We start from the raw sequence: 25,008 nt of genomic DNA, 5'->3' as shown, positions 1-25,008 counted from the left end.
GTGGGTGCTCGCACCAAGGCCCGCAAGCGGGCCCTCGACGTCCTGTTCGAGGCCGACCAGCGCGGCATCGACCCGGTGACCCTGCTCTCCGACCGCATCGCGCACCCCGGCACGGAGTCGTCGTTGCCGCAGTACTCCGTGGACCTGGTCGAGGGCGTCATCGAGCGCCAGGACCGGATCGACGAGCTGCTGGCCACGCACGCGCACGGCTGGACCATCGACCGGATGCCGGCCGTGGACCGGGCGCTGCTGCGCATCGGCACGTGGGAGATCCTCTTCAACGACGACGTGCCAGACGCCGTCGCGGTGGACGAGGCCGTCGAGCTCGCTCGGTCCCTCTCCACGGACGAGTCGCCGCAGTTCGTGAACGGCCTGCTGGGTCGGATCGTCGACCTGAAGCCGACGCTGCTCGCCTGACCTAGGTCGCGTACGCACCGCGCTCAGACGCGGCGAGGCACCGAGCTCAGCCGCGCGCCGTCGTGGCCCGAGATCGGCGTCGGCACGGACCGCAGCGCGCGTCCGGCCTCGGCGACGACGGCGGTCGCACCGGTGGTGGGCCGCGGGCCGCGGACGGGCAGGTTGGGCGCCGCACGGCCGAGGAAGTTCCCCTGCACGCGGGTCACGCCCATCTCGGCCAGCGCGGTGAGCTGGGAGGGCGTCTCGACGCCCTCGGCGACGACCGAGAGGCCGTGCGTGTACGCGAGCGCGACGATGGCGCGCACGACACCGCGGCCGCGCTCGGTGCCCATGTCGCGCACGAACGACCGGTCGATCTTCAGTTCGTCGACGGGCAGGCGGGCGATGCGGGCCAGGGAGCTGTACCCGGTGCCGAAGTCGTCGACGGCGACCTTGGCGCCCCGCGCCCGCAGCTCGGAGAGCACGGGCACGGCCGACGACGTCCGCACGAGGGCGCTCTCAGTGATCTCGAGGGTCAGGTGCTCCCAGAACGCGTCGCCCCAGGCCGTCTCGATCTGCTCGAGGGCGTCGGGCTCGGCGAGCTGGCGGGCGGCGATGTTGACCGAGACCGGCATCTGGAAGCGTTCGAGCGCGCGGCGGGCCTGGCGCATGACCTCGAGACCGATCGGCACGATGAGGCCCGACTCCTCGGCGAGCTCGAGCCAGTCGGCGGGGAGGATGAGGTGCCCGTGGTGGTCCCACCGCGCGAGGGCCTCGACCTGCACGATCTCGAGGGTCTCGGCGTCGACGATGGGCTGGAAGTACGCGGTGAAGTGCCCGGCGGTGACGGCGGCCTCGAGGGCGGCGCGCTGGTGGCGCTCGGCCTCGACGCGTCGGCGCAGCGCCCGGTCGAAGACGCGGAAGCCCGACCGCGAGCGCTTGGCCTCGAGCATCGCCGTGTCGGCGTGCCGGACGAGCGCGTCGGCGTCGACAACGTCGCCCGGCACCCAGGTGGCGACGCCCACGGTGAGGCGTGCGGGCCGGCTGCCCCCGGTGCGGTCGATGAAGCCCTCGCGCATGGCCCGGGCGATCGCGACGAGATCGACGTCCTGCGGGGCGCGCGCGAGGACGATGACGAACTCGTCGCCGCCCACGCGCCCGACGAACGCCTCGCGGTCCGGCAGCGCGGAGCGCAGGTAGTCGGCGACGCGCACGAGCAGCGCATCGCCGTGCGCGTGGCCGTAGGAGTCGTTGACGCGCTTGAAGCCGTCGAGGTCGCAGTAGATGAGCGAGACCCGGGTGCGCTCGACGTTCGCCCGGTCGAGCATGGCGAGCAGGTGCTCCTCGACGGCCCGACGGTTGGGCAGCCGGGTCAGCGGGTCGGCGAAGGCGGTGGTGTGGAGCCGGTCGCTCAGCTGGTACCGCTCGGCGGCCGCGGACACGATCTGCGCGAGGTCGATGAGGAAGGTGCGGGCCTGCGGGGTGTGGTCGACCTTGTCGCCGGAGAACAGCTCGGTGACGAAGCGGTCGCGGGCGATCGGGCGCAGGGAGCCCTCGAGGCTCGGGTCGCCCAGGATCGTGCGGGCCTCGTCCCGGGCCGTGACCAGCAGGCCGTCGGCGTCCTTGACGAACCACGCGGAGTTGGCCAGCCGGGCGAGGGCGTCGCGCATCTGGTTCTGCCGGGCGGCGGCGTCCTGCGCGTCGCGGAGCCGGTTGAGGGCCAGGACCTCGATCCCGAGCGCGAGGGGGATCGCCCAGAGCGCCGCGCACATCGCGCCGATCGCGTTGTCCCGGACGAGCACGCCCGTCGTGAAGATGGCGAGCGACTCCGCGCCGGCGAACACCAGGAGGGACCCGAAGGCCGTGAGCCGGGTGCGGCCGACGGCCACCACCACGTACGACACGACGACGGCGGTCGGCAGGAGGAGCAGGGCGGCCTCGACGGCGTCGGCGCGCAGGACGAACCGTTCGAGCGGGACCCACCACAGCACGGCGCGGGCGGCGAACAGCGCGCAGGCCGCCCACATCCAGTAGCGGACCTTCGGGCCGCCGGCGATCGCGCGCGTGGCCGGGATGGCGATCACCAGGAAGCCGGCGACCAGCTGGGCGTGCACGTAGACCAGGGCGTCGCGCAGACTGCCGGGCGTGGTCAGGGCGAACAGCCCGCCGGCGAGCAGCACCAGCGCCATGTCGATCGACCAGGCGAGCGACCAGGCGGCGCTGGCGGGCCGCAGCTCCCCGCGCCACCACACCCACTGGAGGACGCAGAAGCCGCCCACCAGGCCTGCAGCCAGCAGCTGCAGCACGGTGACCCACGTAGGAACGGTTCCGAGCACGAATGGGACATCGTCATGCGGGTCGCCTGGGATGACGTGGCATCCGGGTGACGGGAACCGTGGTGCTGGCATCATTCACGCCGTGACCTCGATGCCCGCCGCCGCGCCGCTCTCCCGCCGCACGGTCGCCACCTACGCGCTCGGGTCGGTCGGCACGGGCGGCTTCGGCACCCTTCCCGGCCTCGTCCTGGCGTACTACCTGACGGACACGCTCGGGGTCGCCGCGGGCCTGGCGGGCCTCGTCGTCACCGTCCCGAAACTCTGGGACGTCGTGATCGACCCGTTCATCGGCGCCGCGTCGGACCGCTCGGCCGCCCGGCACGGCAACCGTCGGCGGTTCCTGCTCACCGGCGCGGTGACCATCCCGGTGCTCTTCGCGGCCCTCTTCGCCACGCCGCGTGCGCTCACGGGCTCGTCGGCGGCCGCCTGGGTGGTGGTGGCGTTCGTCGGGGCGGCGACGGCGTTCAGCGTCTTCCAGGTGCCCTACATCGCGCTCCCGGCGGAGATCGCCCCGGACTACCGCTCCCGGACCCGCCTGCTGGCGCCCCGCATCGCCGTCCTCGCCGTCGCCATCCTCGCGTTCGGCGCGGGTGGGCCGCTCATCCGCGACGCCGCGGGTGGCGGGCGCGCGGGATATGCGGTCATGGGCGTGGTCGGCGGCCTGGTGATCGGGCTGGGCATGCTCGCCGCGTGGTGGGGTGCGCCGCGCCGGGCGGTGGCCGGCGGCCAGCCCGTCGAGCCGCGACCGGAGCGTCGGGGGCACGCCCTGCGCCTGGGCATGGCAGCGCTGCGCGAGATCCCCGCGTTCCGCCGGCTGCTCTCGACGTTCGTGCTGCAGGCGCTGGCGACCGGGGCGATGCTCGCCGGCGCGCAGTACGTCGCGACGTACACGCTGGGGTCCGAGAGTGCCGTGACGTTCCTCTTCGTCGCGCTCGTGGCGCCGGCCCTCCTGGTCATGCCCGTGGCGACGCGGCTCGCCCGACGGTTCGGCAAGCGCGCGTCGCTCGTCGGCGCCTCCACGCTGTTCGCGGTCGCGGCGCTCTCGCTCCTGCCCATGCGCTGGGCGCCGGGCGGCTGGGTCTACGTCTCGGTGGCCCTCGCGGGCGTCGCGTACGCGGGGATGCAGCTCTACCCCCTCGCGATGCTGCCCGACGTGGTCGCGGTCGACGCCCGCGAGCGCGGCGAGGACCGCGCCGGCGTGCTCGGCGGCGTCTGGACGGCGGGGGAGACCGCCGGCCTGGCGGTCGGTCCGACCCTCGTCCTCGGCATGCTCGCCGTCACGGGCTTCGCCTCGCGGACGGGCGACGAGGTGCTCGCGCAGCCGTCGTCCGCGCTGACCGGGATCGCGGTCGCCTTCTCGGTCCTGCCCGCCCTGCTCGCCTTCGCCAGTCTCGTGCCGCTGTCCCGCTACCCCCTGTCGGAGGCGGTCGTCGACGCCGCCACCGCCGGCTCGATCGAGGAGCACCGCCCGTGAGCACCGCCCGCACCCCCGAGGACGTCCTGCGCGACCTGGCCGGCCTGCGCGCCGCCGACCCGCCCACCCACGGGGGTCGCGTCCTGTCCTACGTCTACGACCCGGGTCGCCCCGACCTCGACGCCGTCGCGGCCGAGGCCGTCCGGCTGTTCCTGCCGGTCAACGGGCTGGACCCGACGACGTTCACGTCCGTCGCCGCGCTGGAGAGCCGCCTGGTCGCGTTCGCGCGGGACGTCCTGCACGGCGACGCCGACACGGTCGGGTCGATCACGTCGGGCGGCACCGAGTCCTGCATGCTCGCGGTGAAGTCCGCCCGGGACCTGTGGCGGGCGGCCGACCCGTCGCGCGCGCACGCCCGCCCGACCCTCGTCCTGCCGACGACGGCCCACCCGGCGTTCCACAAGGCCGCGCACTACCTCGACCTCGACGTGCTCGCGGTGCCCGTCGACCCGGCGACCGGGACGCCGACGGCGGCGGACGTCCTCGCCCGGGTCGACGACCGGACGGCGCTCGTCGTCGTCAGCGCACCCAGCTACCCGTTCGGCGCGATCGACCCGGTCGCCGAGGTCGCCGCCGGCGCCGCGGAGCGCGGGGTCGCGTGCCACGTCGACGCCTGCGTGGGTGGCTGGGTGCTGCCCTGGTGGGGCGGGATCACGGAGCCGTGGGACCTCGCCGTCCCCGGCGTGACCAGCATCTCGGCCGACCTGCACAAGTTCGGCTACGCCCCCAAGGGCGCCTCCGTCGTGCTGTACCGCGCGCGGGAGCGCCACCGGGCGCAGTACTTCGCGACAACTGCGTGGCCCGGCTACCCGGTGGTGAACCCGACCATGCTCGGCTCGCGCGGAGCGGGCTCCATGGCCGCCGCGTGGGCAGTGCTCTCGGTGCTGGGCACCGACGGCCTGGCGGAGCTCGTCGCGGCGACGCGACGCGCCACCGAGCGGCTGGTGGAGGCGGCCCACGGGATCCGCGGCCTGCGGGTGGTCGGCACGCCGACCGGTCCGCTCGTCGCGCTCGCCACGGACGAGTCGGTGCCGCCGGGGGAGCGGGTCGACCCGTTCACGTTCATCGACGAGGTGCGCCGGCGCGGGTGGCTCCTGCAGGCGCAGCCGGCGATGGACCAGCCGGGCGGCGCGCCGTTGCCGCGCACGGCCCACCTCACCGTCACGGCCGTCACGGAGGTCGTCGTGGACGAGCTGATCGAGGCTCTGGAGACGGCCGCCGACGCCGTGCGCGGCCGGCCCGCCGCGACCCCCGATCCGTCGCTGGCGGGACGGGTGCTCACCGAGGGGCTGCCCGACGAGCTGGCCGGCGTCATGGCCACGCTGGAGGCGCTGCCGGCCGAGGTCGTCCACCCGCTGCTCATCCAGGTGCTGGCGGCTGCCATCGACCCGTCGCGTGCCGGCGGCGAGTGACGGACGTCGCGTCGGGAGGGACGTTCCCGCACGCTAGAGTGCTGGACGAGACATTCCTTTAAGACCCGTCCCGTGAGGCGGGGAAGGAGTTTGCTTGATGAGCACCGGCACGCCCGCACCCGCCCACGAGACCGTTGACGACGACGCCAACGTGGTCCTCGGCGCCCCGGAGATCGGCCGAGCGCTCACGCGCATCGCGCACGAGATCCTCGAACGGAACAAGGGCGGCGCCGACGTCGTCCTGCTGGGCATCCCCACGCGCGGCCTCCCGCTCGCCCGCCGGCTCGCGGACCGCCTCGTCGCGGTCGAGCCGGGGCTGGACCTCGCGCTCCTCGTCGGCAGCCTCGACGTGACGATGTACCGCGACGACCTGGCGCAGCACCCCACCCGGACGATCGGCGCCACGGACATCCCCGGCGGCGGCCTGGACGGCAAGGTCGTGGTGCTGGTGGACGACGTCCTCTACTCCGGCCGCACCATCCGCGCGGCGCTGGACGCCATCAACGACCTGGGCCGCCCGCGCGCCGTCCAGCTGGCCGCCCTGGTGGACCGGGGGCACCGGGAGCTGCCGATCCGCGCCGACTACGTCGGGAAGAACCTGCCCACGTCGACGAGCGAGCGTGTGCGCGTGCTGCTCGAGGAGAGCGACGGGCGCGACGCCGTCCTCATCGAGGGCGGTGCGCGATGAAGCACCTGCTCTCCACGGCCGACCTGGACGTCGTCGACGCCCTCCGCATCCTCGACACCGCCGGCTCGATGGCGGCGACCCAGGCCCGCGAGATCAAGAAGCTGCCCACTCTGCGCGGCCGGACCGTGGTCAACCTCTTCTTCGAGGACTCGACGCGCACCCGGATCTCGTTCGAGACGGCCGCCAAGCGGCTGTCGGCCGACGTCATCAACTTCTCGGCGAAGGGCTCGAGCGTCTCCAAGGGGGAGTCCCTCAAGGACACCGCGCTGACGCTGCAGGCGATGGGCGCCGACGCGGTCGTCATCCGGCACCACGCCTCGGGCGCGCCGCACACGCTGGCCACGGCCGGCTGGACCGACGGCGCCGTCATCAACGCGGGCGACGGGATGCACCAGCACCCCACGCAGGCGCTGCTCGACGCCTACACGCTGCGTCGGCACCTGGTCGGACCGGGGGACGTCACCGGGCGTGACCTGGCCGGCCTGCGGGTCGCGATCGTCGGGGACGTGCTGCACAGCCGGGTCGCCCGGTCCAACGTGCAGCTCCTGCACACGCTCGGCGCCGAGGTGGTGCTCGTCGCCCCGCCCACGCTGCTGCCGGTCGGGGTCGGTGCGTGGCCCGCCCGGGTGTCGTACCACCTGGACGAGGTGATCGCCGACGAGAAGCCGGACGCGATCATGATGCTGCGGGTCCAGCGCGAGCGGATGTCGAGCGCGGGCGGCGGGTTCTTCCCGAGCCCGCTCGAGTACACCCGTCGGTACGGGCTCGACGCGCGACGCCTGAGCCACCTGCCGGAGCACGCGATCGTGCTGCACCCCGGCCCGATGAACCGGGGACTCGAGATCTCGGCGGACGCGGCGGACTCGACGCGCGCCGTGATCGTCGAGCAGGTGGCCAACGGCGTGGCGGTCCGCATGGCCGTCCTGTACCTGCTGCTCGCGGGCGGCGACGCCCCCGCTCGAGCGGGCGCCGGGGGCGCCGAGAAGAACACCGACGAGAAGGGCACCGACGCGTGACGAGGAACTACCTGCTGCGGGACGTGAGCCCGCTGGGCGACGGCACCACCGACGTCCTGCTGGCCGACGGCGTCATCGCGGCGATCGGCCCGGACGCCGAGGCGAGGGCGGACGACCCCATCGTCATCAACGGGCACGGGCTGATCCTGCTGCCCGGGCTGGTGGACCTGCACACGCACCTGCGCGAGCCGGGGCGCGAGGACGCCGAGACGGTCCGCTCCGGCACCCGGGCCGCCGCGATGGGCGGGTTCACCGCGGTGCACGCCATGGCCAACACGACGCCGACGCAGGACACCGCGGGCGTGGTCGAGCAGGTGTGGCGGCTCGGCCGCGACGCGGGCTGGGCGGACGTGCGGCCCGTCGGCGCCGTCACGGTCGGCCTCGAGGGCGAGCGCCTGGCGGAGCTGGGTGCCATGGCCGAGTCCGCGGCGCAGGTGCGCGTGTTCTCTGACGACGGGAAGTGCGTGCACGACCCGGTCGTCATGCGGCGCGCGCTCGAGTACGTCAAGGCCTTCGACGGCGTCATCGCCCAGCACGCGCAGGAGCCGCGCCTCACCGAGGGCGCCCAGATGCACGAGGGCGTCGTCTCCGCGGAGCTGGGGCTCGCCGGCTGGCCCGCGGTCGCGGAGGAGGCGATCATCGCCCGCGACGTGCTGCTGGCCGAGCACGTCGGCTCGCGCCTGCACGTCTGCCACCTGTCCACGGCCGGGTCGGTGGAGATCATCCGCTGGGCCAAGTCCCGGGGCATCGACGTCACCGCCGAGGTCACGCCGCACCACCTCATGCTGACCGACGAGCTGGCGCGCGGGTACGACCCGGTGTTCAAGGTCAACCCGCCGCTGCGCACGCAGCGCGACGTCGAGGCGGTCCGCGAGGGCCTGGCCGACGGCACGATCGACATCGTCGCCACCGACCACGCGCCGCACACGCGCGAGGACAAGGACTGCGAGTGGGGCGCGGCGGCCTTCGGCATGACCGGGCTGGAGACGGCGCTGTCCGTCGTGCAGGAGACGATGGTCGACACCGGCCGGATGACCTGGGCGGACGTCGCGCGGGTGCTGTCCACGGCACCCGCCCGGATCGGCCGCGTGAGCGACCACGGCCGCCCGATCGCGGTCGGGGAGCCCGCGAACCTCACCCTCGTCGACCCCGGCATCCGCCGCACCGTCGTGCCCGAGGAGCAGGCGACGCACAGCGTCAACTCGCCGTTCCGCGGTCGGGAGCTGTCGGGCTGCGTCATCGCGACGTTCCTGCGCGGGCGGGCCACGGTCATGGACGGCTCGGCGTGCGACGAGAGCATCGTGGTCTCCTCGTGAGCCGCCAGGCGGTCTCGACGATCGTCCTGGTCGTGGTGGTCCTGCTCGTCTACCGGGCCATGCGCTCGGGCTGGCAGGCGCGCACCCGACGGTCCTCCGCGCTGCTGCCGGCTCTGCCGGTCCCGCCCGCGGGGCTCGGTGCCGAGCGGCTGGCCCCGGTGGACGCGGTGTACGTGTCGACCACACGGTCGGGAGACTGGCTCGACCGGGTCACCGCCTACGGCCTGGGGGTCCGCAGCCCCGCGCAGGTCGGCGTGTTCGACGCCGGCGTGCGGATCAGCCGGCAGGGAGCGACCGACCTGTTCGTGCCCGCCGCGGCGGTCCGGTCCGCCACGTCCGCGCCGGGCATGGCCGGGAAGGTCGTCGGGGGAGAGGGGCTCGTCGTCGTCACCTGGCAGGGCGACCCCGCCGATCCCCGCGGCCTCGACACCGGCCTGCGACCCAAGCACGCCGCGGACCACGCGCGGCTCATCGACGCGATCACGACGCTGACCGCGGGCCAGGCGCCCGCGCAGGAGGGGAACTCATGACCGACGCAGTGCTCGTTCTCGAGGACGGCCGCACCTTCACCGGCCGCCCGTACGGCGCCGAGGGGTCCACGCTGGGCGAGATCGTCTTCAACACCGGCATGACGGGGTACCAGGAGACGCTGACCGACCCGTCGTACCACCGCCAGATCGTCGTCATGACTGCCCCGCACATCGGCAACACGGGCGTGAACGACGAGGACGACGAGTCGGCGCAGATCTGGGTGGCCGGCTACGTGGTGCGCGACCCCGCGCGTCGTGCCTCGAACTGGCGCTCCCGGCGCACGCTCGACGACGACCTGGTCGCGCAGGGCATCGTCGGCATCAGCGAGATCGACACCCGGGCCCTGACCCGCCACCTGCGCGAGCGCGGCGTGATGCGGGCCGGCATCTTCTCCGGCGCCGCCCTCCTGGGCGACGACGGCGAGCGCCGCGCCGACGACGAGCTGCTGGATGACGTTCTGGCCGCTCCCGCGATGGCGGGTGCCGACCTCGCCGGCGAGGTGTCCACCGACGAGGCGTACGTGGTCGAGCCGGTGGGCGAGCACGTCGCCACGGTCGCGGCGGTCGACCTCGGCATCAAGGCCATGACGCCGCAGCGGCTCGCGGAGCGCGGCGTGCGCGTGCACGTGCTGCCGTCGCACGCGACGATCGACGACGTCCTGGCCACCTCGCCCGACGGCGTCTTCTTCTCCAACGGCCCGGGCGACCCCGCGGCTGCGACGCACGAGATCGAGCTCCTGCGCGACGTGCTGGACCGCCGGATCCCGTTCTTCGGCATCTGCTACGGCAACCAGCTGCTCGGCCGCGCGCTCGGGTACGGCACCTACAAGCTGGGCTACGGCCACCGCGGCGTGAACCAGCCGGTGATGGACCGGGCCACGGGCAAGGTGGAGATCACCGCCCACAACCACGGCTTCGCGGTCGACGCCCCGCTCGACGGCGAGTCCGTCGCGCCGCACGACGGCGGTCGCTACGGCCGGGTCGTCGTCAGCCACGTCGACCTCAATGACGACGTCGTCGAGGGCCTGCGGGCGCTCGACCTGCCGGCGTTCTCGGTGCAGTACCACCCCGAGGCCGCGGCCGGCCCGCACGACGCCGCGTACCTCTTCGACCGCTTCGTCGATCTCATGAACACAGAGAAGGGTGCCGCCTGATGCCCCGGCGCACAGACATCCAGAGCGTCCTCGTCATCGGGTCCGGCCCGATCGTCATCGGCCAGGCGTGCGAGTTCGACTACTCGGGCACGCAGGCCTGCCGCGTGCTCAAGGAGGAGGGCCTGCGGGTCATCCTGGTCAACTCCAACCCGGCGACGATCATGACCGACCCGGAGTTCGCCGACGCCACCTACGTCGAGCCGATCACCACCGAGGTCCTCACCACGATCATCGCCAAGGAGCGCCCCGACGCGATCCTGCCGACCCTGGGTGGTCAGACGGCGCTCAACGCAGCGATCGCGCTGGACGAGGCGGGCGTCCTGGAGAAGTACGACGTCGAGCTCATCGGCGCGAACATCGCCTCGATCCAGAAGGGCGAGGACCGCGAGCAGTTCAAGGAGGTCGTGGCGGTCTGCGGCGCCGAGAGCGCGCGCTCCGCGATCGTGCACACCATCGAGGACGCGCTCGCCGCGGTCGACGACCTCAGGTACCCGGTGGTCGTGCGGCCCTCGTTCACCATGGGCGGCCTCGGCTCGGGCATCGCGTACGACGAGACCGACCTGCGCCGCATCGTCGGCCAGGGCCTGCACTACTCGCCGACCACCGAGGTGCTCCTGGAGGAGTCGATCCTCGGCTGGAAGGAGTACGAGCTCGAGCTGATGCGCGACAAGCACGACAACGTCGTGGTCGTCTGCTCGATCGAGAACGTCGACCCGGTCGGCGTGCACACCGGCGACTCCGTCACGGTCGCCCCGGCGCTCACCCTGACCGACCGCGAGTACCAGCGGCTGCGCGACATCGGCATCGCGGTCATCCGCGAGGTCGGGGTCGACACGGGCGGCTGCAACATCCAGTTCGCCATCGAGCCGTCGACCGGACGCGTCGTCGTCATCGAGATGAACCCGCGCGTGTCCCGCAGCTCCGCGCTGGCCTCCAAGGCCACCGGCTTCCCGATCGCCAAGATCGCCGCCAAGCTCGCGGTGGGCTACACGCTCGACGAGATCCCCAACGACATCACGGGCGGCTCGACCCCGGCGAGCTTCGAGCCCACGCTCGACTACGTCGTCGTCAAGGTCCCGCGGTTCGCGTTCGAGAAGTTCCCGGCCGCCGACGACACGCTCACCACCACCATGAAGTCGGTCGGCGAGGCGATGGCCCTGGGCCGCAACTTCACCGAGGCGCTCGGCAAGGCGATGCGCTCGATCGACAAGAAGGGCTCGGTGTTCCACTGGGCCGGCGACGCGCTGACCGGCGACGCGCTCGACGCGCTCGTCGCGACGATCTCCCGGCCCACCGAGCACCGCCTCGTCGACGTCCAGCAGGTGCTGCGGTTCGGCGTCAGCCTCGAGAAGGTCTACGAGCTCACGGGCATCGACCCGTGGTTCCTCGACCAGATCCAGCTCATCAACGAGGTGGCCGAGCAGACCCGCACGGCCGATGCCCTGACCCGCGACGTGCTCCTGCACGCCAAGCGCCACGGTCTGTCGGACGGCCAGATCGCCACCCTGCGCCGCACGTCCGAGGACGCGGTCCGCCGCTCCCGCCACGCGGTCGGCCTGCGCCCGGTGTTCAAGACCGTCGACACCTGCGCGGCCGAGTTCGCCGCGAGCACGCCGTACCACTACTCGTCCTACGACGAGGAGTCGGAGGTCGCGCCGCGCACCCGCCCGGCGATCCTCATCCTCGGCTCGGGCCCGAACCGCATCGGCCAGGGCATCGAGTTCGACTACTCCTGCGTGCACGCGGCGCTGGCGCTCAAGGGCGAGTTCGAGACCGTCATGGTCAACTGCAACCCCGAGACGGTCTCCACGGACTACGACACGTCCGACCGCCTGTACTTCGAGCCGCTGACGTTCGAGGACGTGCTCGAGGTCTACACCGCCGAGCTGGCGGCCGGCCCGGTCGAGGGGCTCATCGTCACGCTCGGCGGGCAGACGCCGCTGTCGTTGGCCCAACGCCTGGCCGACGCCGGCCTGCCGATCCTCGGCACCTCGCCGGCCGCCATCGACGCCGCCGAGGACCGCGGGGAGTTCGGCAAGGTGCTCGAGGCCGCCGGGCTGCCCGCGCCGGCCTTCGGCACCGCCACCACGCAGGCCGGTGCCCGGGACACCGCGCGCCGCATCGGGTTCCCGGTGCTCGTGCGCCCGTCCTACGTGCTCGGTGGCCGGGGGATGGAGATCGTCTACGACGAGACCCAGCTGAACGAGTACGTGCAGCGCGCGCTGGACAACGCCGCCGACGGCGGGCGCGCGGGCACGCTGCCCCCGCTGCTCATCGACCGGTTCCTCGACGACGCCATCGAGATCGACGTCGACGCGCTCTTCGACGGCACCGAGCTGTTCCTCGGCGGCGTCATGGAGCACATCGAGGAGGCCGGCATCCACTCCGGCGACTCGGCGTGCACCCTGCCGCCGGTCACGCTCTCGACCAGCGAGCTCGAGCGCATCCGGCTGTCCACCGAGGCGATCGCGCGCGGGGTCGGGGTGCACGGGCTGCTCAACATCCAGTTCGCGCTGGTCTCCGACGTCCTCTACGTGCTCGAGGCCAACCCGCGGGCGTCGCGGACGGTCCCGTTCGTGTCCAAGGCCACCGGCGTGTCCCTGGCCAAGGCGGCGGCCCTCATCATGGCGGGTCGGTCGATCGCCGACCTGCGCGCGCTGGGCATCCTGCCGGTCGACGACGCCAGCGTCCTGGACCTCGGCTCGCCGATCGCCGTCAAGGAGGCCGTGCTGCCGTTCAAGCGGTTCCGCACGAAGGAGGGTGTCGTCGTCGACACCGTGCTCGGCCCGGAGATGCGCTCGACGGGTGAGGTCATGGGCTTCGACGTCGACTTCCCGACGGCATTCGCCAAGTCGCAGGACGCGGCGTTCGGCGGCCTGCCCACCGGCGGCCGGGCGTTCATCTCGGTCGCCGACCGGGACAAGCGCTCGATCGTCTTCCCGGTCAAGCGGCTGGCGGAGCTCGGCTTCGAGATCCTCGCCACCGAGGGCACCGCGGCCGTCCTGCACCGCAGCGGCATCGCGTCGACGGTCGTCCGCAAGTACTCGTCGGGCCGCGGCGAGGCGGGGGAGCCGACCATCGTCGACCTCATCACCGCCGGCTCGGTCGACATGGTGGTGAACACGCCCTCCGGCCAGGGCGCGCGCGCCGACGGCTACGAGATCCGCGCGGCGACGACGGCGGCCGACAAGGCCATGGTCACCACCGTCCAGCAGCTCGGGGCGGCGGTGCAGGCCATCGAGGCGCGCCAGGCGGGACCGTTCCGCGTGACCAGCCTGCAGGAGCACGACGCCGCCGCCCTGGTGCGCCGCGAGGCCCGCCTGGCGGCCCGCGCATGACGACGGCGCCGTTCGGGGCGCGCCTGGCCACCGCCATGGACGCCCACGGGCCGCTCTGCGTCGGCATCGACCCGCACACGAGCCTGCTGGAGGCGTGGGGGCTGCCCGACGACGCCGCGGGCCTGCGCCGGTTCGCGCTGACCGTGCTCGAGGCGGTCGGCGGCCGCGTCGCGGCGGTCAAGCCGCAGGCCGCGTTCTTCGAGCGGCACGGCTCCGCGGGGGTCGCCGTGCTGGAGGAGGTGATCGCGGCGGGCCGGGACACCGGCACGCTCGTGATCGTGGACGCCAAGCGCGGGGACATCGGCTCCACCATGGGCGCCTACGCCGAGGCGTTCCTGCGCGACGGCTCGCCGCTGGCCGGCGACGCGCTGACCGTGTCGCCCTACCTCGGCTTCGGGTCGCTCGACCCGGCCGTCGACCTCGCGCTGTCGTCGGGACGCGGGCTGTTCGTCCTGTGCCTGACGTCCAACAAGGAGGGGCACGAGGTGCAGCACGCCCGCACCGCCGACGGCGTGACCGTCGCGGCCCTCATGGCGTCCCGCGCCGCGGCGCTCAACGCCTCGGCCGACCMCATGGGCTCCATCGGTCTCGTGGTGGGCGCGACGGTCGGCGATGCGGCGTCGCGGACCGGCACCGACCTCACGCGCGTCAACGGCCCCCTGCTCGCTCCGGGAGTGGGCGCCCAGGGCGCCGGCGCACGGGAGCTCGCCACCGTGTTCGGCGCGGCGCGGCACCAGGTGCTCGCGTCGTCGTCGCGCGCCGTCCTGGCGGCGGGCCCGGACGTGGCGGCGTTACGGGCAGCAGCGCGGGCGGGGGCCGACGAGGCCGCCGCCGCGCTGCGGGACTGACGACCCGGGGCTACGCCGCGGCCGCCGCGGGTCGCCTGGCCGGGAGGTGCGCCGCGAGGTGGCGCGCGACGTGCTCGGCGTCCCGGCCGACCCCGTGCACCATCGCGGACGAGAACGCGTACTGGAACGGCAGGCCGACGAAGTAGAGCCCGGGCACGGACGGCACGACCCCGCGTTCCGTCATGGGGTAGCCGTCCTCGCCGAGGGGTGCCGGCTCGACCCAGCCGAAGTCGTCGCGGAACCCCGTCGCCCACACGATCGAGCGGGCCTCCACGACCGTGCCGTCGTCGAGGACCGGTCGCCCGTCGCGCACGTCGACCACGCGCGCCTCGAGGTGCCGCACGCCCGCCGCCGCCAGGTCCGCCGGCTTCACGCGCAGCAGCGGCGCCCCGCCCGCGCGCACCATCGGCTGCATCCGTCGTCCGACGGGCGTGCGGACCGTCAGCACGTGGCTGGCGACCGTGGGCAGGAGCAGCGCCGAGATCCGGCCGCGCACGCCGCCGTACGGCAGCTGGCCGTGCACCCGCCCGGCGAGGACCACCGGGTGGCCGGCGAGCGCGAGCTCGAGGGCGAGGTCCGAGCCGGAGTGGGACGCGCCGACCACGAGGACCGGGCCGTCGGGGAGCTGCGCGGGGTGCCGGTACGCGGTCGAGTGGAGCTGCACGACCGCGGGGTCGACGCGCGCGGCGAGAGCGGGCGTCCAGGGGTCGCGATGTCCACCCGCTGCGACGACGAGCGTCGCGCACGACAGGTCGCCGTCGGTCGTCTCCACCCGGAAACCTCCGACCGCCGCACGGACGCGCCGGACGCCGACGCCGGTGCGGACCGGCAGGTGAAGCTCGGCGGCGTACTGCTCGAGGTAGTCCGCCATCTGCCCGGCGGTCGGGTACGACCAGGCGGGTGCCGGGAACGGCAGGCCGGGCAGCGCGTCCAGCCGTGCGGGCGTGAACAGGCGCAGCGACTCGTACCGCTCGCGCCAGCTGTCGCCGACCCGGTCGTGCGCGTCCAGCGCGAGGCACGGGAGCCCGCGCCGCGTGAGGTGGTAGGCCGTCGCCAGCCCGGCCTGCCCGGCACCGATGATGATCGTCCGCTCGTCCATGGTCCTGACCTCCGTCGTCGTCGATGATTCGACGCTACGAAGGCCCGGAGCCGCCGACATCGGGCGTCCTGCCCACGCGGCCGGCGCTGGCATGGGCAGTTCTGCTCACTCGGAGGAGCGCGCCACGATCCCGTGGTCGTACGCCCAGGCGGTCGCCGCGGACCGGGACGGCACGCCGAGCTTGGTGAAGATGTTCGAGACGTGCCGCGCCACCGTGCGCTCCGAGAGCGTGAGCTGCGCCGCGACCGCGCGGTTGGTCCGGCCCGTCGCGACGAGCCGGAGGACCTCGACCTCGCGCGGGCTGAGCGCGCCGGGCGACGCCCCGGGCGCCGGCTCCAGGGCCGCGAGCTCTGTCGCGGCACCGAGCCGGCGGAACGTCGTGCGCGCAGCGTCCTCGTCGAGCGCGGCATCGACGTCGTCGCCGAGCGACCGGCGCGCCCGGGCGAGCGCGACGCGCGCGCGGGCGACCTCGTACGGCACGTCGAGCTCGAACCAGCCGTCCATCGCGAGGCGCAGCGGTCCCAGTGCCGCGTGCGCGTCGCCCTCGGCGAGCAGGACGGCACCCTCGGCCGCCGCCGCGAGCGTGTCGACGCACAAGCTGCCCGTCGGCCCGTCCGCCAGGTCCGCGAGCCGGGCCGCGGCGAGCCGGGCGGCAGCGACGTCGCCGGCCGCGAGCGCCGCCTCGACGGAAGCGGCCAGCAGAGCGGCGGACGGGGCCGGCGACCCGAGCCGCGCCGCGAGCGCGTCGTGCGCCTCCTGCGTCCGCCCGAGCGCGACCCAGACGAGCGCGAGCCCGGGCATCGGGTCGGCGCCGGCCTCGTGCGCCGCGCGGTACGCGTCCTGCGCCGCGGTGTGCTGGCCGCGGAGCCGGTGCACCTCGGCCTTCTGGTACCAGGCGCGTCCGAGGTCCGCCTGGCGGGGGTGGGAGAGCGCCTCCACGGCGCCCTCGGCCTCGGTCAGCGCGCCGTCCCAGTCGTCCGACTCGAGCAGCACCTGCGAGCGGTGGATGCGGCACGCGCCCCGGAACGGGACCAGCTCGGGCTGCCGCTCGCACCAGACGTCGAGCGCGTACGTCCACTCGCGCGCCCGCCGCAGGTCGAGCGCCTCGCGGCACAGCTGGATCACCGCGCAGTAGACGATGCCGGCGACGAGCGCCGACGCGCTGCCGGTCGTGACGGCGAGCATGACGTCGTCCAGGGCGGCCAGGCCCGCGGTCGTCTCGCCGACCAGGACGAGGACGTGGCCCTCGCCGAGCCGGGCGAGCGCGCCGAGGTCGCGGTCCCCGACCTCCGCGGCGACGGCCGACGCGAGCCGGGAGCACCGGAGCGCCTCTGTCATGTTCCCCTCGAGCATCGCCCGACGCGCCTGCGGCACCGCGAGGTAGCCGGGGACGACCGACCCGGGGTTCGCGGCGGCGAGCCGGGCACCGCGCTCCATCCAGCCGCCGATGGCGGCGACCCGACCCCGGTTGCCGAGGTTGAGGCACGCCCACAGCGCGCACCGGGCCGCCCGCGCGAGCTCGCCGTCCTGCACCAGCGCGTCGAACGCCGACGCGAGGACGTCGCACCCCTCGTCGTCGCGACCGCACAGCAGGGCCGTCGATCCCCAGTCGGCGAGGTCGCGCGAGCTCAGGCCGTCGGCGGCCGCGGCGAGCGCGTACGCCTCGTACGCGGACGCCCAGCGCCCGTTCGCCGACGCCTCTCGCGCGGTGTCCAGCGCGGTGCCGTTCCCCATCGCAGCTCCTCGACCAACGACCGAGTCACCGTAGCGCGTGCGCAGGTCAGGCGCGGGGTGCGCGCTTCGGGGACTGATCGTCCGCCCACGTTGCCGTTCACCAGGGGGGTCGCTAGTTTCATTCCAACGGTCCCGCGTAGATGCGTGCTGGATCGCCGGCCCAACGACGAGAAGGTGACGCGCGTGGCTCTCCCTCCGCTGACTCCCGAACAACGAGCGGCAGCGCTCCAGAAGGCCGCCGCAGCCCGGCAGGCCCGCGCAGAGGTCAAGAATCGCCTCAAGTACTCGCAGGGGACGCTCTCCGAGGTGATCGCGCAGGGGCAGCAGGACGAGACCATCGGCAAGCTCAAGGTCCTCGCGCTGCTCGAGTCGCTCCCTGGCGTCGGCAAGGTCAAGGCGCGTGCGATCATCTCCGAGATCGGAATCTCCGAGACGCGCCGCGTGCGCGGTCTCGGACCGCACCAGGTGAAGGCTCTCGTCGACCGATTCGGGTGACCGGCTCGAGGCGCAGGCGGCCGCACCGCGCAGCTCGAGGAGTACCGCACCACCCATGACGACGACGCCTGCCCGGCTGACCGTTCTCGCCGGACCGACCGCAGTCGGCAAGGGCACGGTGTCCGCCGACGTCCGCGCCCGCTACCCCGAGGTCTGGCTCTCCGTGTCGGCGACGACGCGCTCGCCGCGACCCGGCGAGGTGGACGGGGTGCACTACCTGTTCGTCTCGGGCGACGAGTTCGACCGGATGGTCGCGCGCGGCGACCTGCTCGAGTGGGCCGTCGTGCACGGCCGCAACCGGTACGGCACGCCCCGCAAGCCGGTCGAGGAGCGGCTCGCGGCCGGCGAGCCCGCGCTCCTCGAGATCGATCTGCAGGGCGCCCGGCAGGTGCGGGAGTCCATGCCGGACGCGCACTTCGTGTTCCTGGCCCCGCCGTCGTTCGCCGAGCTCGAGCGGCGCTTGGTCGGGCGCGGGACCGAGGATGCCGAGGAACGGGAGCGCCGGCTGTCCACGGCCCGCGTGGAGCTCGCCGCCGAGGCGGAGTTCGACCAGGTGATCGTGAACGACGACGTGCACCGGGCGACGGACGAGCTGGTCCGCGGGATGGGGATCGCGACCAGGTAGGATGGGGCTAGCCCAACCCCTTTTACGTACGGGAGATCACCGTGTCCGGAACCGTCGCCGCCCCCACCGGCATCACCGACCCGCCCATCGACCGTCTGCTCGAGCGCGCCGACTCCAAGTACGCGCTGGTCCTGTACTCGGCCAAGCGCGCGCGTCAGATCAACGCCTACTACTCGCAGCTCAACGAGGGCCTGCTCGAGTACGTCGGCCCGCTCGTGGACACCCGTCCGCAGGAGAAGCCGCTGTCGATCGCGATGCGCGAGATCGACGCCGGCCTGCTGACGTCCGAGGCCACGGAGGGCTGACCGCCCCACCATGCGCATCGTCCTCGGCGTCGCGGGCGGGATCGCCGCGTACAAGGCCGTCCTCCTGCTGCGCCTGCTGCGCGAGGACGGCCACGCCGTCCGGGTGGTCCCCACGCGCGCGGCGCTCGAGTTCGTCGGGCGCGCGACGTGGGAGGCCCTGTCCGGCCAGCCGGTGACCACGGACGTGTTCGAGGACGTCGACCAGGTCGCGCACGTCGCCGTCGGCAAGCAGGCCGAGCTCGTGATCGTCGCCCCGGCCACGGCCGACCTCCTGGCGCGTGCGGCCACCGGCCAGGCGGACGACCTGCTCACCGCCACCCTCCTCGTCGCCCGCTGCCCGGTGCTGCTCGCCCCGGCCATGCACACCGAGATGTGGGAGCACCCGGCCACCGTCGCGAACGTGGCGACCCTGCGCTCGCGCGGCGTGCACGTGCTCGACCCCGCCGCCGGGCGGCTGACCGGCTCGGACACCGGTCCGGGGCGGCTGCCCGAGCCCGAGGAGATCGCCGCGGCGGCCCTGGCCATGGTCACCGACCGGCCTCGCGACCTCGAGGGGCGCCACGTCGTCGTGTCGGCCGGCGGCACCCGGGAGCCCCTGGACCCGGTTCGGTTCCTCGGCAACCGCTCGTCGGGCCGGCAAGGCGTCGCGCTCGCTCGCGCGGCGCACGCCCGCGGCGCGCGCGTCACCCTTGTGGCCGCGAACATCGACGTGCCCGCCCCGCCCGGCGTCGACGTGGTGCGCGCCGAGACCGGCGCGGAGCTGCGGGACGCCGTCCGCGCCGCCGCCAAGGACGCCGACGTCGTGGTCATGGCGGCGGCTGTCGCCGACTACCGGCCGCGCACCAGCGCGGACGCCAAGATCAAGAAGCACCGCGACGGCGCACCCACGGTGCTCGAGCTGGTGGAGACGGTCGACATCCTGGCCGAGCTGTCCGCCGACCGGCTCCGGCCCGGTCAGGTGGTCGTCGGCTTCGCCGCCGAGACGGGCGACGCGACGGGCAGCGTGCTCGAGCACGGCCGCGCCAAGGCGCTCCGCAAGGGCGCGGACCTCCTGGTGGTCAACGCCGTGGGCGGTGGCCGCGGCTTCGGCACCGACGCGAACGAGGTGACCATCCTCGACGGCGCGGGTGCGGTCGTCGCCGAGGCGAGCGGCAGCAAGGACGAGGTCGCGCACGCGGTGTGGGACGCCGTCGTCGCGCGAGCCTGAGATCTGACACCTCGCGCCGAGCGCGCCCATTACGCTGTCGGCCATGACTCAGCCCGACCTGCGCCTCTTCACGTCCGAGTCCGTGACCGAGGGGCACCCGGACAAGATCTGCGACCAGATCTCCGACGCCATCCTCGACGCGATCCTCGAGCAGGACCCGCAGGCGCGCGTGGCGGTCGAGACGATGGTGACGACGGGCCTCGTGCACGTGGCCGGCGAGGTCACCACCAGCGCGTACGTCGAGATCCCCCAGATCGTGCGGCAGGTCGTCCGGGGGATCGGCTACACGTCGTCGGCCATCGGGTTCGACGGGGACTCGTGCGGGATCTCGGTGTCGATCGGGCAGCAGTCGCCGGACATCGCGGCGGGCGTCGACAAGGCGCTCGAGGTGCGCGAGGACACGTCCGACCTCGACCCGCTGGACGCGCAGGGTGCCGGGGACCAGGGCCTGATGTTCGGCTACGCCAGCGACGACACGCCGACGCTCCTGCCGCTGCCCATCTGGCTCGCGCACCGCCTGGCCGAGCGGCTCACGCTCGTCCGCAAGGAGGGCGTCGTCCCCGGGCTGCGGCCCGACGGCAAGACCCAGGTGACGATCGGCTACGACGGCGACCGTGCCGTCCGGCTCGACACCGTGGTGCTGTCCACGCAGCACGACCCCGACGTGCAGCTCGAGACGGCGCTGCGGCCCGCGATCGCCGAGCACGTCATCGCGCCGGTGCTCGCCCAGCTCGACCTCGACACGACCGACTACCGCCTGCTGGTCAACCCGACGGGCACGTTCGTCGTCGGCGGTCCCCAGGGCGACGCAGGGCTGACCGGCCGCAAGATCATCGTCGACTCCTACGGCGGCATCGCGCGGCACGGCGGCGGCGCCTTCTCCGGCAAGGACCCGTCGAAGGTGGACCGCTCGGCCGCGTACGCGATGCGCTGGGTGGCCAAGAACATCGTCGCCGCGGGTCTGGCACGCCGCTGCGAGGTGCAGGTCGCCTACGCCATCGGCAAGGCCAACCCGGTGGGCCTCTACGTCGAGACGTTCGGCACCGAGACCGTGCCGGTCGCGCGGCTGACCGCCGCGATCCGCGAGGTCTTCGACCTGCGCCCGGCCGCGATCGTGCGCGACCTCGACCTGCTGCGGCCGATCTACCGCAAGACCGCGGCGTACGGGCACTTCGGCCGCGAGCTGCCCGAGTTCACCTGGGAGCGCACCGACCGCGTGGCGGACCTGCAGTCCGCGGTGGGCTGACCACGACCCGTTCCGCGAGCCGTCACGCGTCGGCGGCGGATGGTGAGATGACCCCGTGGACGTGAGCGGGAGCGGCGAGCAGCTCATGCTCGAGGGCCTGCCGCAGCCCCGGCGGCGCGCGCGAGCGCTGCCCGCCGGCGTCGCCCTCGCCGAGCACCAGCCGGTCGCGCGGGTGTGCGTCGACCTGCTGCCGGCGCACCTCGACCGGGTCTTCGAGTACCTCGTGCCCGCGTCGCTGGCGGACACGGCGGTGCCCGGCGCGCGGGTCAAGGTGCGGTTCGGCGCGCAGGGGGACGTCAACGGCTACGTCCTCGAGCGGGTGGACGAGGCGGAGCACGACGGCGCGCTCGTGCCGGTGCGCAAGGTGGTCTCGGCCGAGCCGGTGCTCACCCCGCAGGTCGCGCGACTCGCCCGTGCCGTCGCGGACCGGTGGGCGGGCACCCTCAACGATGTCCTCCGCCTCGCCATCCCCGCGCGGCACGCTCGGGTCGAGGCCGAGGTCCCCGCGACCGCGGCCGAGCCCCCGGCACCGTCGCCGTCGGCCACCGCGTGGGCGCCGTACCGCGGCRGGTCGGCGTTCCTCCAGCACCTCACCGCCGGCGGCGCACCCCGGGCCGTCTGGTCCGCGCTGCCGGCGGCGGCGGGGGAGCGGTGGCCCGACGCCATCGCGCAGGCCGTCGCGGCGTGCGTGCTCGGCGGCCGCGGAGCGCTCATCGTGGTGCCGKACGCCCGGGACATCGACCGCGTCCTCGCCGCGCTCGACGCGGCCGGCATCCCGCGCTGGCTGCCCGGGTCGGTGGGCGGTGCCGTCCGGCTGGCCGCGGACGACGGCCCGGCGGCGCGGTACCGGTCCTTCCTGGCGGCCCTGCGGGGGCACGCGTCGGTGGTGGTCGGGACGCGGGCGTCGGCGTTCGCCCCKGTGCAGAACCTCGGGCTCGCGGTCGTGTGGGACGACGGCGACCCGCTGCACGCCGAGCCGCGAACGCCCTACCCGCACGTGCGCGAGGTGCTGGCGCTGCGCTCCGAGCTCGAGGGCTGCGCGCTGCTCGTCGCGGCGCACGGGCGCAGCGTCGAGGCGCAGTCGCTGGTCGAGTCCGGCTGGGCGCGACAGATCACGGCCGACCGGACGACGACGCGCGCGCGGGCGGCCCGGGTGGTCGCGCTCACGTCCGTCGAGCTCGCCCGGGAGGGGCCGGCGGCGGCCGCCCGGCTGCCCGCGCCCGCGTGGAAGACGCTCCGGGACCGTCTCGCGGACGGCCCCGTGCTGGTCCAGGTGCCGCGGGCCGGGTACGTGCCGGTCGTGGCGTGCGGTCGCTGCCGGTMCGCCGCCCTCTGCGGCGTCTGCCACGGCCCGCTCGGGCTGACCAGCGCCGGCGGCGTGCCCACGTGCGGGTGGTGCGGCCGGCTGGCCACCGACTGGCGGTGCACCGAGTGCGGCGCGGGCGCGCTGCGCTCCGTGCGGGTCGGGTCGGAACGGACCGCCGAGGAGCTCGGTCGCGCGTTCCCGGGTGTGCCGGTTCGCGTGTCGGGTGCGCGCGCCTCGGCCGGCGTGCTGGCGACCGTCCCGGACGTCCCGGCCGTCGTCGTCAGCACGCCTGGCGCCGAACCGGTGGCGCCAGGCGGGTACGCGGCGGCCCTCCTGCTCGACGCCGCCGTGAGCACCGCCGGTGTCTCCCTGCGCACCGGGGAGGACGCGCTGCGTCGCTGGCTCGCGGCCGCGGCCCTGGTGCGGCCGTCGTCCGAGGGTGGGGTCGTCGTGCTGGTCGGCGACGCCGAGGAGCGCGCGACGCAGGCCCTCGTGCGGTGGGACCCGACGGGGTACGCGTCGCGGGAGCTCGCGGAGCGGGCCGAGCTCGCGCTGCCGCCCGCGGTCCGCATGGCGGCCGTCACCGGGCCCCGAGACGCCGTGGACATCCTCCTCACGCGGCTGGACCTGCCGGACGCCGAGGTCCTGGGCCCGGTGCCGGTCGGCGAGGCCGAGGCCGGAGCGCTGGAGCCGGACGTCCGGGCGATCGTCCGCGTGCCGCGGCCCCGGGGCGCCGCCCTCGCGCGCGCCCTGTCGGCGTCGTTGGCCGTGCGCAGCGCCCGCCGCGAAGGCGGGTCGGTCCGCGTGGTCCTGGACCCGACGGAGCTGGGGTGAGCCGCGCGTGATCGACGCCGTGGTCTTCGACCTGGGCAACGTGCTCGTGGGCTGGGACCCGCACCGCCCGTTCGTCGGTCGCCTGCCCGCGCGCGAGGTCGACGCCTTCTTCACGGACCTCGACTTCGCGGCGTTCAACCACGAGCAGGACGCGGGGCGCTCGTGGGCCGATGCGCGTCGCGCGCTGGCGGGTACCGCGCCCGAGCACCTGCCCGCGCTGGACCTGTACGTCGCGCACTTCGCCGACACGCTGGTCGGTCCGGTCGCGGGCACCGAGCGGCTGGTCCGGGACCTGGCGACGCTCGGGGTGCGGCTCCTCGGCCTGACCAACTGGTCCGCCGAGACGTTCCACCTGGCCGAACCCGCCGCACCGGCGATCGGTCTGCTCGAGGGCGTGCTGGTGTCCGGCGAGGTGGGTGTCGCGAAGCCCGACCCACGCGTGTTCGCCCTGCTCACCCAGCGGTTCGGCCTGGACCCGGGCCGGACGCTCTTCACCGACGACTCGGCCACCAACGTCGCCGCGGCGGCCGCGGCTGGCTTCCAGGCGGTGCTCTTCACGTCGGCGGACGCCCTGCGGGCGGACCTGGCCGCGCGCGGGCTCGCGCTGCCGCGCACCTAGGATCGACGCCATGCGACTGCTCTTCGCCGGAACTCCCGCGGCCGCGGTGCCGTCGCTCGAGGCGCTCCTCGCCTCCCGTCACGAGGTGGTCGCCGTCCTCACGCGCCCCGACGCCCGCTCCGGGCGCGGCCGCGCGTCGGCGCAGAGCGAGATCAAGACGCGCGCGCTGGAGGCCGGGCTCGAGGTGCTCACGCCGCAGCGCCCGCGCGACGAGGAGTTCCAGGCCCGGTTGGCCGAGCTGGCCGTCGACGCGGCACCGGTGGTCGCGTACGGCGCGCTGATCCCGCCCGCCCTGCTCGACGTGCCCGTGCACGGCTGGGTCAACCTGCACTTCTCCGTCCTGCCCGCCTGGCGCGGGGCCGCACCGGTGCAGCACGCGATCATCGCCGGCGACGAGGTCACCGGTGCGTCGACGTTCCGGCTCGAGGCGGGCCTCGACACCGGGCCGGTCTTCGGGTTCCTCACCGAGACGATCCGGCCGCGCGACACGTCGGGGGACCTGCTCGGACGCCTCGCGGTGGCCGGGGCCGACCTGCTCGTGCGCACCCTCGACGCCCTCGAGGACGGCATCCTCAGCCCGGTCGAGCAGTCGACCGAGGGGGTCAGCCTCGCGCCGAAGATCGAGGTCGAGGACGCGCGGGTGCGCTGGTCGCACCCCGCGCACGCCGTCGACCGGAGGATCCGCGGCTGCACCCCCGCGCCGGGCGCCTGGACGACGCTGCCGGACGGCTCGCGGCTCGGCCTCGCGCCCGTGCGGCTCGCGCCGGACGTCACGGACCTGGCGCCCGGTCGGTTGCAGGTCGGCAAGAAGGAGGTGCTCGTCGGGACCGGCGGGCACGCGGTGCGGCTGACCGAGGTGACCCCGCAGGGCAAGCGCGCGATGGCGGCGGCGGACTGGGCCCGCGGCGCGCGGCTCGACGCCGACACCGTGCTGGGTAGTGCGGCATGAGCCCCGTGGACGACCGGCGCGACCCGCAGGGCCGGCAGCGCGGCGCGGCCCGGTCGCAGGGCCGGACGCAGCGCTCGGCCG

General features: G+C 74.5%; 21 protein-coding genes. 18 read left to right on the top strand and 3 right to left on the bottom strand.

From position 1 onward, the window contains the following. On the top strand, positions 1 to 417 hold the full coding sequence (nusB, locus tag AC1DQC_RS16270) for a transcription antitermination factor NusB (protein WP_477052278.1): 417 nt from the start codon (positions 1 to 3) through the stop codon (positions 415 to 417). 23 nt (positions 418 to 440) lie between these two features. Here the strand turns inward: nusB and AC1DQC_RS16265 are convergent, their stop codons facing one another. Then, complete coding sequence (locus tag AC1DQC_RS16265) at positions 441 to 2,702, bottom strand: putative bifunctional diguanylate cyclase/phosphodiesterase (protein WP_477052277.1); 2,262 nt, start codon at positions 2,700 to 2,702, stop codon at positions 441 to 443. 121 nt (positions 2,703 to 2,823) lie between these two features. Between AC1DQC_RS16265 and AC1DQC_RS16260 the strand changes: the two genes are divergently transcribed. The 9 genes from AC1DQC_RS16260 to pyrF all read left to right on the top strand — a co-directional run bounded on the left by AC1DQC_RS16260 (position 2,824) and on the right by pyrF (position 14,508). Continuing rightward, positions 2,824 to 4,206: an MFS transporter gene (locus AC1DQC_RS16260; RefSeq protein WP_477052295.1), complete on the top strand. Its 1,383-nt coding sequence runs from the start codon at positions 2,824 to 2,826 to the stop codon at positions 4,204 to 4,206. Continuing rightward, on the top strand, positions 4,203 to 5,618 hold the full coding sequence (locus tag AC1DQC_RS16255; protein ID WP_477052276.1) for a pyridoxal phosphate-dependent decarboxylase family protein: 1,416 nt from the start codon (positions 4,203 to 4,205) through the stop codon (positions 5,616 to 5,618). Before AC1DQC_RS16260 ends, AC1DQC_RS16255 begins: the two co-directional genes overlap by 4 nt. A gap of 97 nt (positions 5,619 to 5,715) precedes the next feature. Next, a complete protein-coding gene (gene pyrR / locus AC1DQC_RS16250) occupies positions 5,716 to 6,306 on the top strand; it encodes a bifunctional pyr operon transcriptional regulator/uracil phosphoribosyltransferase PyrR (protein ID WP_477052275.1) in 591 nt (196 codons plus the stop codon). After that, complete coding sequence (locus AC1DQC_RS16245; RefSeq protein WP_477052274.1) at positions 6,303 to 7,322, top strand: aspartate carbamoyltransferase catalytic subunit; 1,020 nt, start codon at positions 6,303 to 6,305, stop codon at positions 7,320 to 7,322. The genes pyrR and AC1DQC_RS16245 overlap by 4 nt, the downstream gene beginning before the upstream one ends. Further along, entirely contained in the window at positions 7,319 to 8,638 is a 1,320-nt protein-coding gene (locus tag AC1DQC_RS16240; RefSeq protein WP_477052273.1) for a dihydroorotase, read from the top strand. Before AC1DQC_RS16245 ends, AC1DQC_RS16240 begins: the two co-directional genes overlap by 4 nt. Then, entirely contained in the window at positions 8,635 to 9,168 is a 534-nt protein-coding gene (locus AC1DQC_RS16235) for a PH-like domain-containing protein (protein ID WP_477052272.1), read from the top strand. The genes AC1DQC_RS16240 and AC1DQC_RS16235 overlap by 4 nt, the downstream gene beginning before the upstream one ends. Continuing rightward, a complete protein-coding gene (carA, locus tag AC1DQC_RS16230; protein ID WP_477052271.1) occupies positions 9,165 to 10,322 on the top strand; it encodes a glutamine-hydrolyzing carbamoyl-phosphate synthase small subunit in 1,158 nt (385 codons plus the stop codon). The genes AC1DQC_RS16235 and carA overlap by 4 nt, the downstream gene beginning before the upstream one ends. Next, positions 10,322 to 13,660 carry a carbamoyl-phosphate synthase large subunit gene (carB, locus tag AC1DQC_RS16225; protein WP_477052270.1) on the top strand — a complete coding sequence of 1,113 codons (3,339 nt, stop codon included), beginning with the start codon at positions 10,322 to 10,324 and terminating at the stop codon, positions 13,658 to 13,660. The genes carA and carB overlap by 1 nt, the downstream gene beginning before the upstream one ends. Further along, a complete protein-coding gene (gene pyrF, locus AC1DQC_RS16220; RefSeq protein ID WP_477052269.1) occupies positions 13,657 to 14,508 on the top strand; it encodes an orotidine-5'-phosphate decarboxylase in 852 nt (283 codons plus the stop codon). Before carB ends, pyrF begins: the two co-directional genes overlap by 4 nt. 10 nt (positions 14,509 to 14,518) lie before the next feature. Here the strand turns inward: pyrF and AC1DQC_RS16215 are convergent, their stop codons facing one another. Both AC1DQC_RS16215 and AC1DQC_RS16210 read right to left on the bottom strand, forming a co-directional pair. Beyond that, complete coding sequence (locus tag AC1DQC_RS16215) at positions 14,519 to 15,607, bottom strand: flavin-containing monooxygenase (RefSeq protein ID WP_477052268.1); 1,089 nt, start codon at positions 15,605 to 15,607, stop codon at positions 14,519 to 14,521. Positions 15,608 to 15,712: 105 nt separating this feature from the next. Then, positions 15,713 to 17,341: a LuxR C-terminal-related transcriptional regulator gene (locus tag AC1DQC_RS16210; protein WP_477052267.1), complete on the bottom strand. Its 1,629-nt coding sequence runs from the start codon at positions 17,339 to 17,341 to the stop codon at positions 15,713 to 15,715. Positions 17,342 to 17,524: 183 nt separating this feature from the next. On the opposite strand from AC1DQC_RS16210, the gene mihF reads away from it, so the two are divergent. The 8 genes from mihF (at position 17,525) to fmt (ending at position 24,927) form a co-directional block, all read left to right on the top strand. Beyond that, positions 17,525 to 17,836: an integration host factor, actinobacterial type gene (gene mihF / locus AC1DQC_RS16205; RefSeq protein ID WP_370505526.1), complete on the top strand. Its 312-nt coding sequence runs from the start codon at positions 17,525 to 17,527 to the stop codon at positions 17,834 to 17,836. A 55-nt stretch (positions 17,837 to 17,891) separates the two neighbouring features. Then, positions 17,892 to 18,461 (top strand): guanylate kinase, encoded by a 570-nt coding sequence (gene gmk / locus AC1DQC_RS16200; protein WP_477052266.1) that lies wholly within the window; start codon positions 17,892 to 17,894, stop codon positions 18,459 to 18,461. Between the two features lie 41 nt (positions 18,462 to 18,502). Next, complete coding sequence (rpoZ, locus tag AC1DQC_RS16195; protein ID WP_028046344.1) at positions 18,503 to 18,766, top strand: DNA-directed RNA polymerase subunit omega; 264 nt, start codon at positions 18,503 to 18,505, stop codon at positions 18,764 to 18,766. 10 nt (positions 18,767 to 18,776) lie between these two features. Further along, entirely contained in the window at positions 18,777 to 19,973 is a 1,197-nt protein-coding gene (gene coaBC, locus AC1DQC_RS16190; RefSeq protein WP_477052265.1) for a bifunctional phosphopantothenoylcysteine decarboxylase/phosphopantothenate--cysteine ligase CoaBC, read from the top strand. Positions 19,974 to 20,016: 43 nt separating this feature from the next. Further along, positions 20,017 to 21,219, top strand: a complete 1,203-nt coding sequence (gene metK / locus AC1DQC_RS16185; protein ID WP_477052264.1) for a methionine adenosyltransferase — start codon at positions 20,017 to 20,019, stop codon at positions 21,217 to 21,219. A gap of 85 nt (positions 21,220 to 21,304) precedes the next feature. Beyond that, positions 21,305 to 23,359: a primosomal protein N' family DNA-binding protein gene (locus tag AC1DQC_RS16180; protein ID WP_477052294.1), complete on the top strand. Its 2,055-nt coding sequence runs from the start codon at positions 21,305 to 21,307 to the stop codon at positions 23,357 to 23,359. A 7-nt stretch (positions 23,360 to 23,366) separates the two neighbouring features. Beyond that, positions 23,367 to 23,978 (top strand): HAD-IA family hydrolase, encoded by a 612-nt coding sequence (locus tag AC1DQC_RS16175; RefSeq protein ID WP_477052263.1) that lies wholly within the window; start codon positions 23,367 to 23,369, stop codon positions 23,976 to 23,978. A 10-nt stretch (positions 23,979 to 23,988) separates the two neighbouring features. Beyond that, positions 23,989 to 24,927, top strand: coding sequence for a methionyl-tRNA formyltransferase (gene fmt / locus AC1DQC_RS16170; protein ID WP_477052262.1), 939 nt, complete (start codon positions 23,989 to 23,991; stop codon positions 24,925 to 24,927). Positions 24,928 to 25,008: the final 81 nt, after the last annotated feature.

This window comes from Cellulomonas sp. P4_H12 (assembly GCF_056400905.1).
The sequence above is the reverse complement of the archived record's forward strand: the minus strand, read 5'-3'. Positions and strand labels throughout refer to the sequence as shown.

Excerpts from the sequence above, each read along its gene's own strand:
- metK (WP_477052264.1), top strand. The coding sequence starts at position 20,017 with ATGACTCAGCCCGACCTGCGCCTCTTCACGTCCGAGTCCGTGACCGAG.
- gmk (WP_477052266.1), top strand. The coding sequence starts at position 17,892 with ATGACGACGACGCCTGCCCGGCTGACCGTTCTCGCCGGACCGACCGCA.
- pyrR (WP_477052275.1), top strand. The coding sequence starts at position 5,716 with ATGAGCACCGGCACGCCCGCACCCGCCCACGAGACCGTTGACGACGAC.
- AC1DQC_RS16260 (WP_477052295.1), top strand. The coding sequence starts at position 2,824 with ATGCCCGCCGCCGCGCCGCTCTCCCGCCGCACGGTCGCCACCTACGCG.
- AC1DQC_RS16215 (WP_477052268.1), bottom strand. The coding sequence starts at position 15,607 with ATGGACGAGCGGACGATCATCATCGGTGCCGGGCAGGCCGGGCTGGCG.
- AC1DQC_RS16210 (WP_477052267.1), bottom strand. The coding sequence starts at position 17,341 with ATGGGGAACGGCACCGCGCTGGACACCGCGCGAGAGGCGTCGGCGAAC.
- fmt (WP_477052262.1), top strand. The coding sequence starts at position 23,989 with ATGCGACTGCTCTTCGCCGGAACTCCCGCGGCCGCGGTGCCGTCGCTC.
- coaBC (WP_477052265.1), top strand. The coding sequence starts at position 18,777 with ATGCGCATCGTCCTCGGCGTCGCGGGCGGGATCGCCGCGTACAAGGCC.
- AC1DQC_RS16245 (WP_477052274.1), top strand. The coding sequence starts at position 6,303 with ATGAAGCACCTGCTCTCCACGGCCGACCTGGACGTCGTCGACGCCCTC.
- carA (WP_477052271.1), top strand. The coding sequence starts at position 9,165 with ATGACCGACGCAGTGCTCGTTCTCGAGGACGGCCGCACCTTCACCGGC.
- carB (WP_477052270.1), top strand. The coding sequence starts at position 10,322 with ATGCCCCGGCGCACAGACATCCAGAGCGTCCTCGTCATCGGGTCCGGC.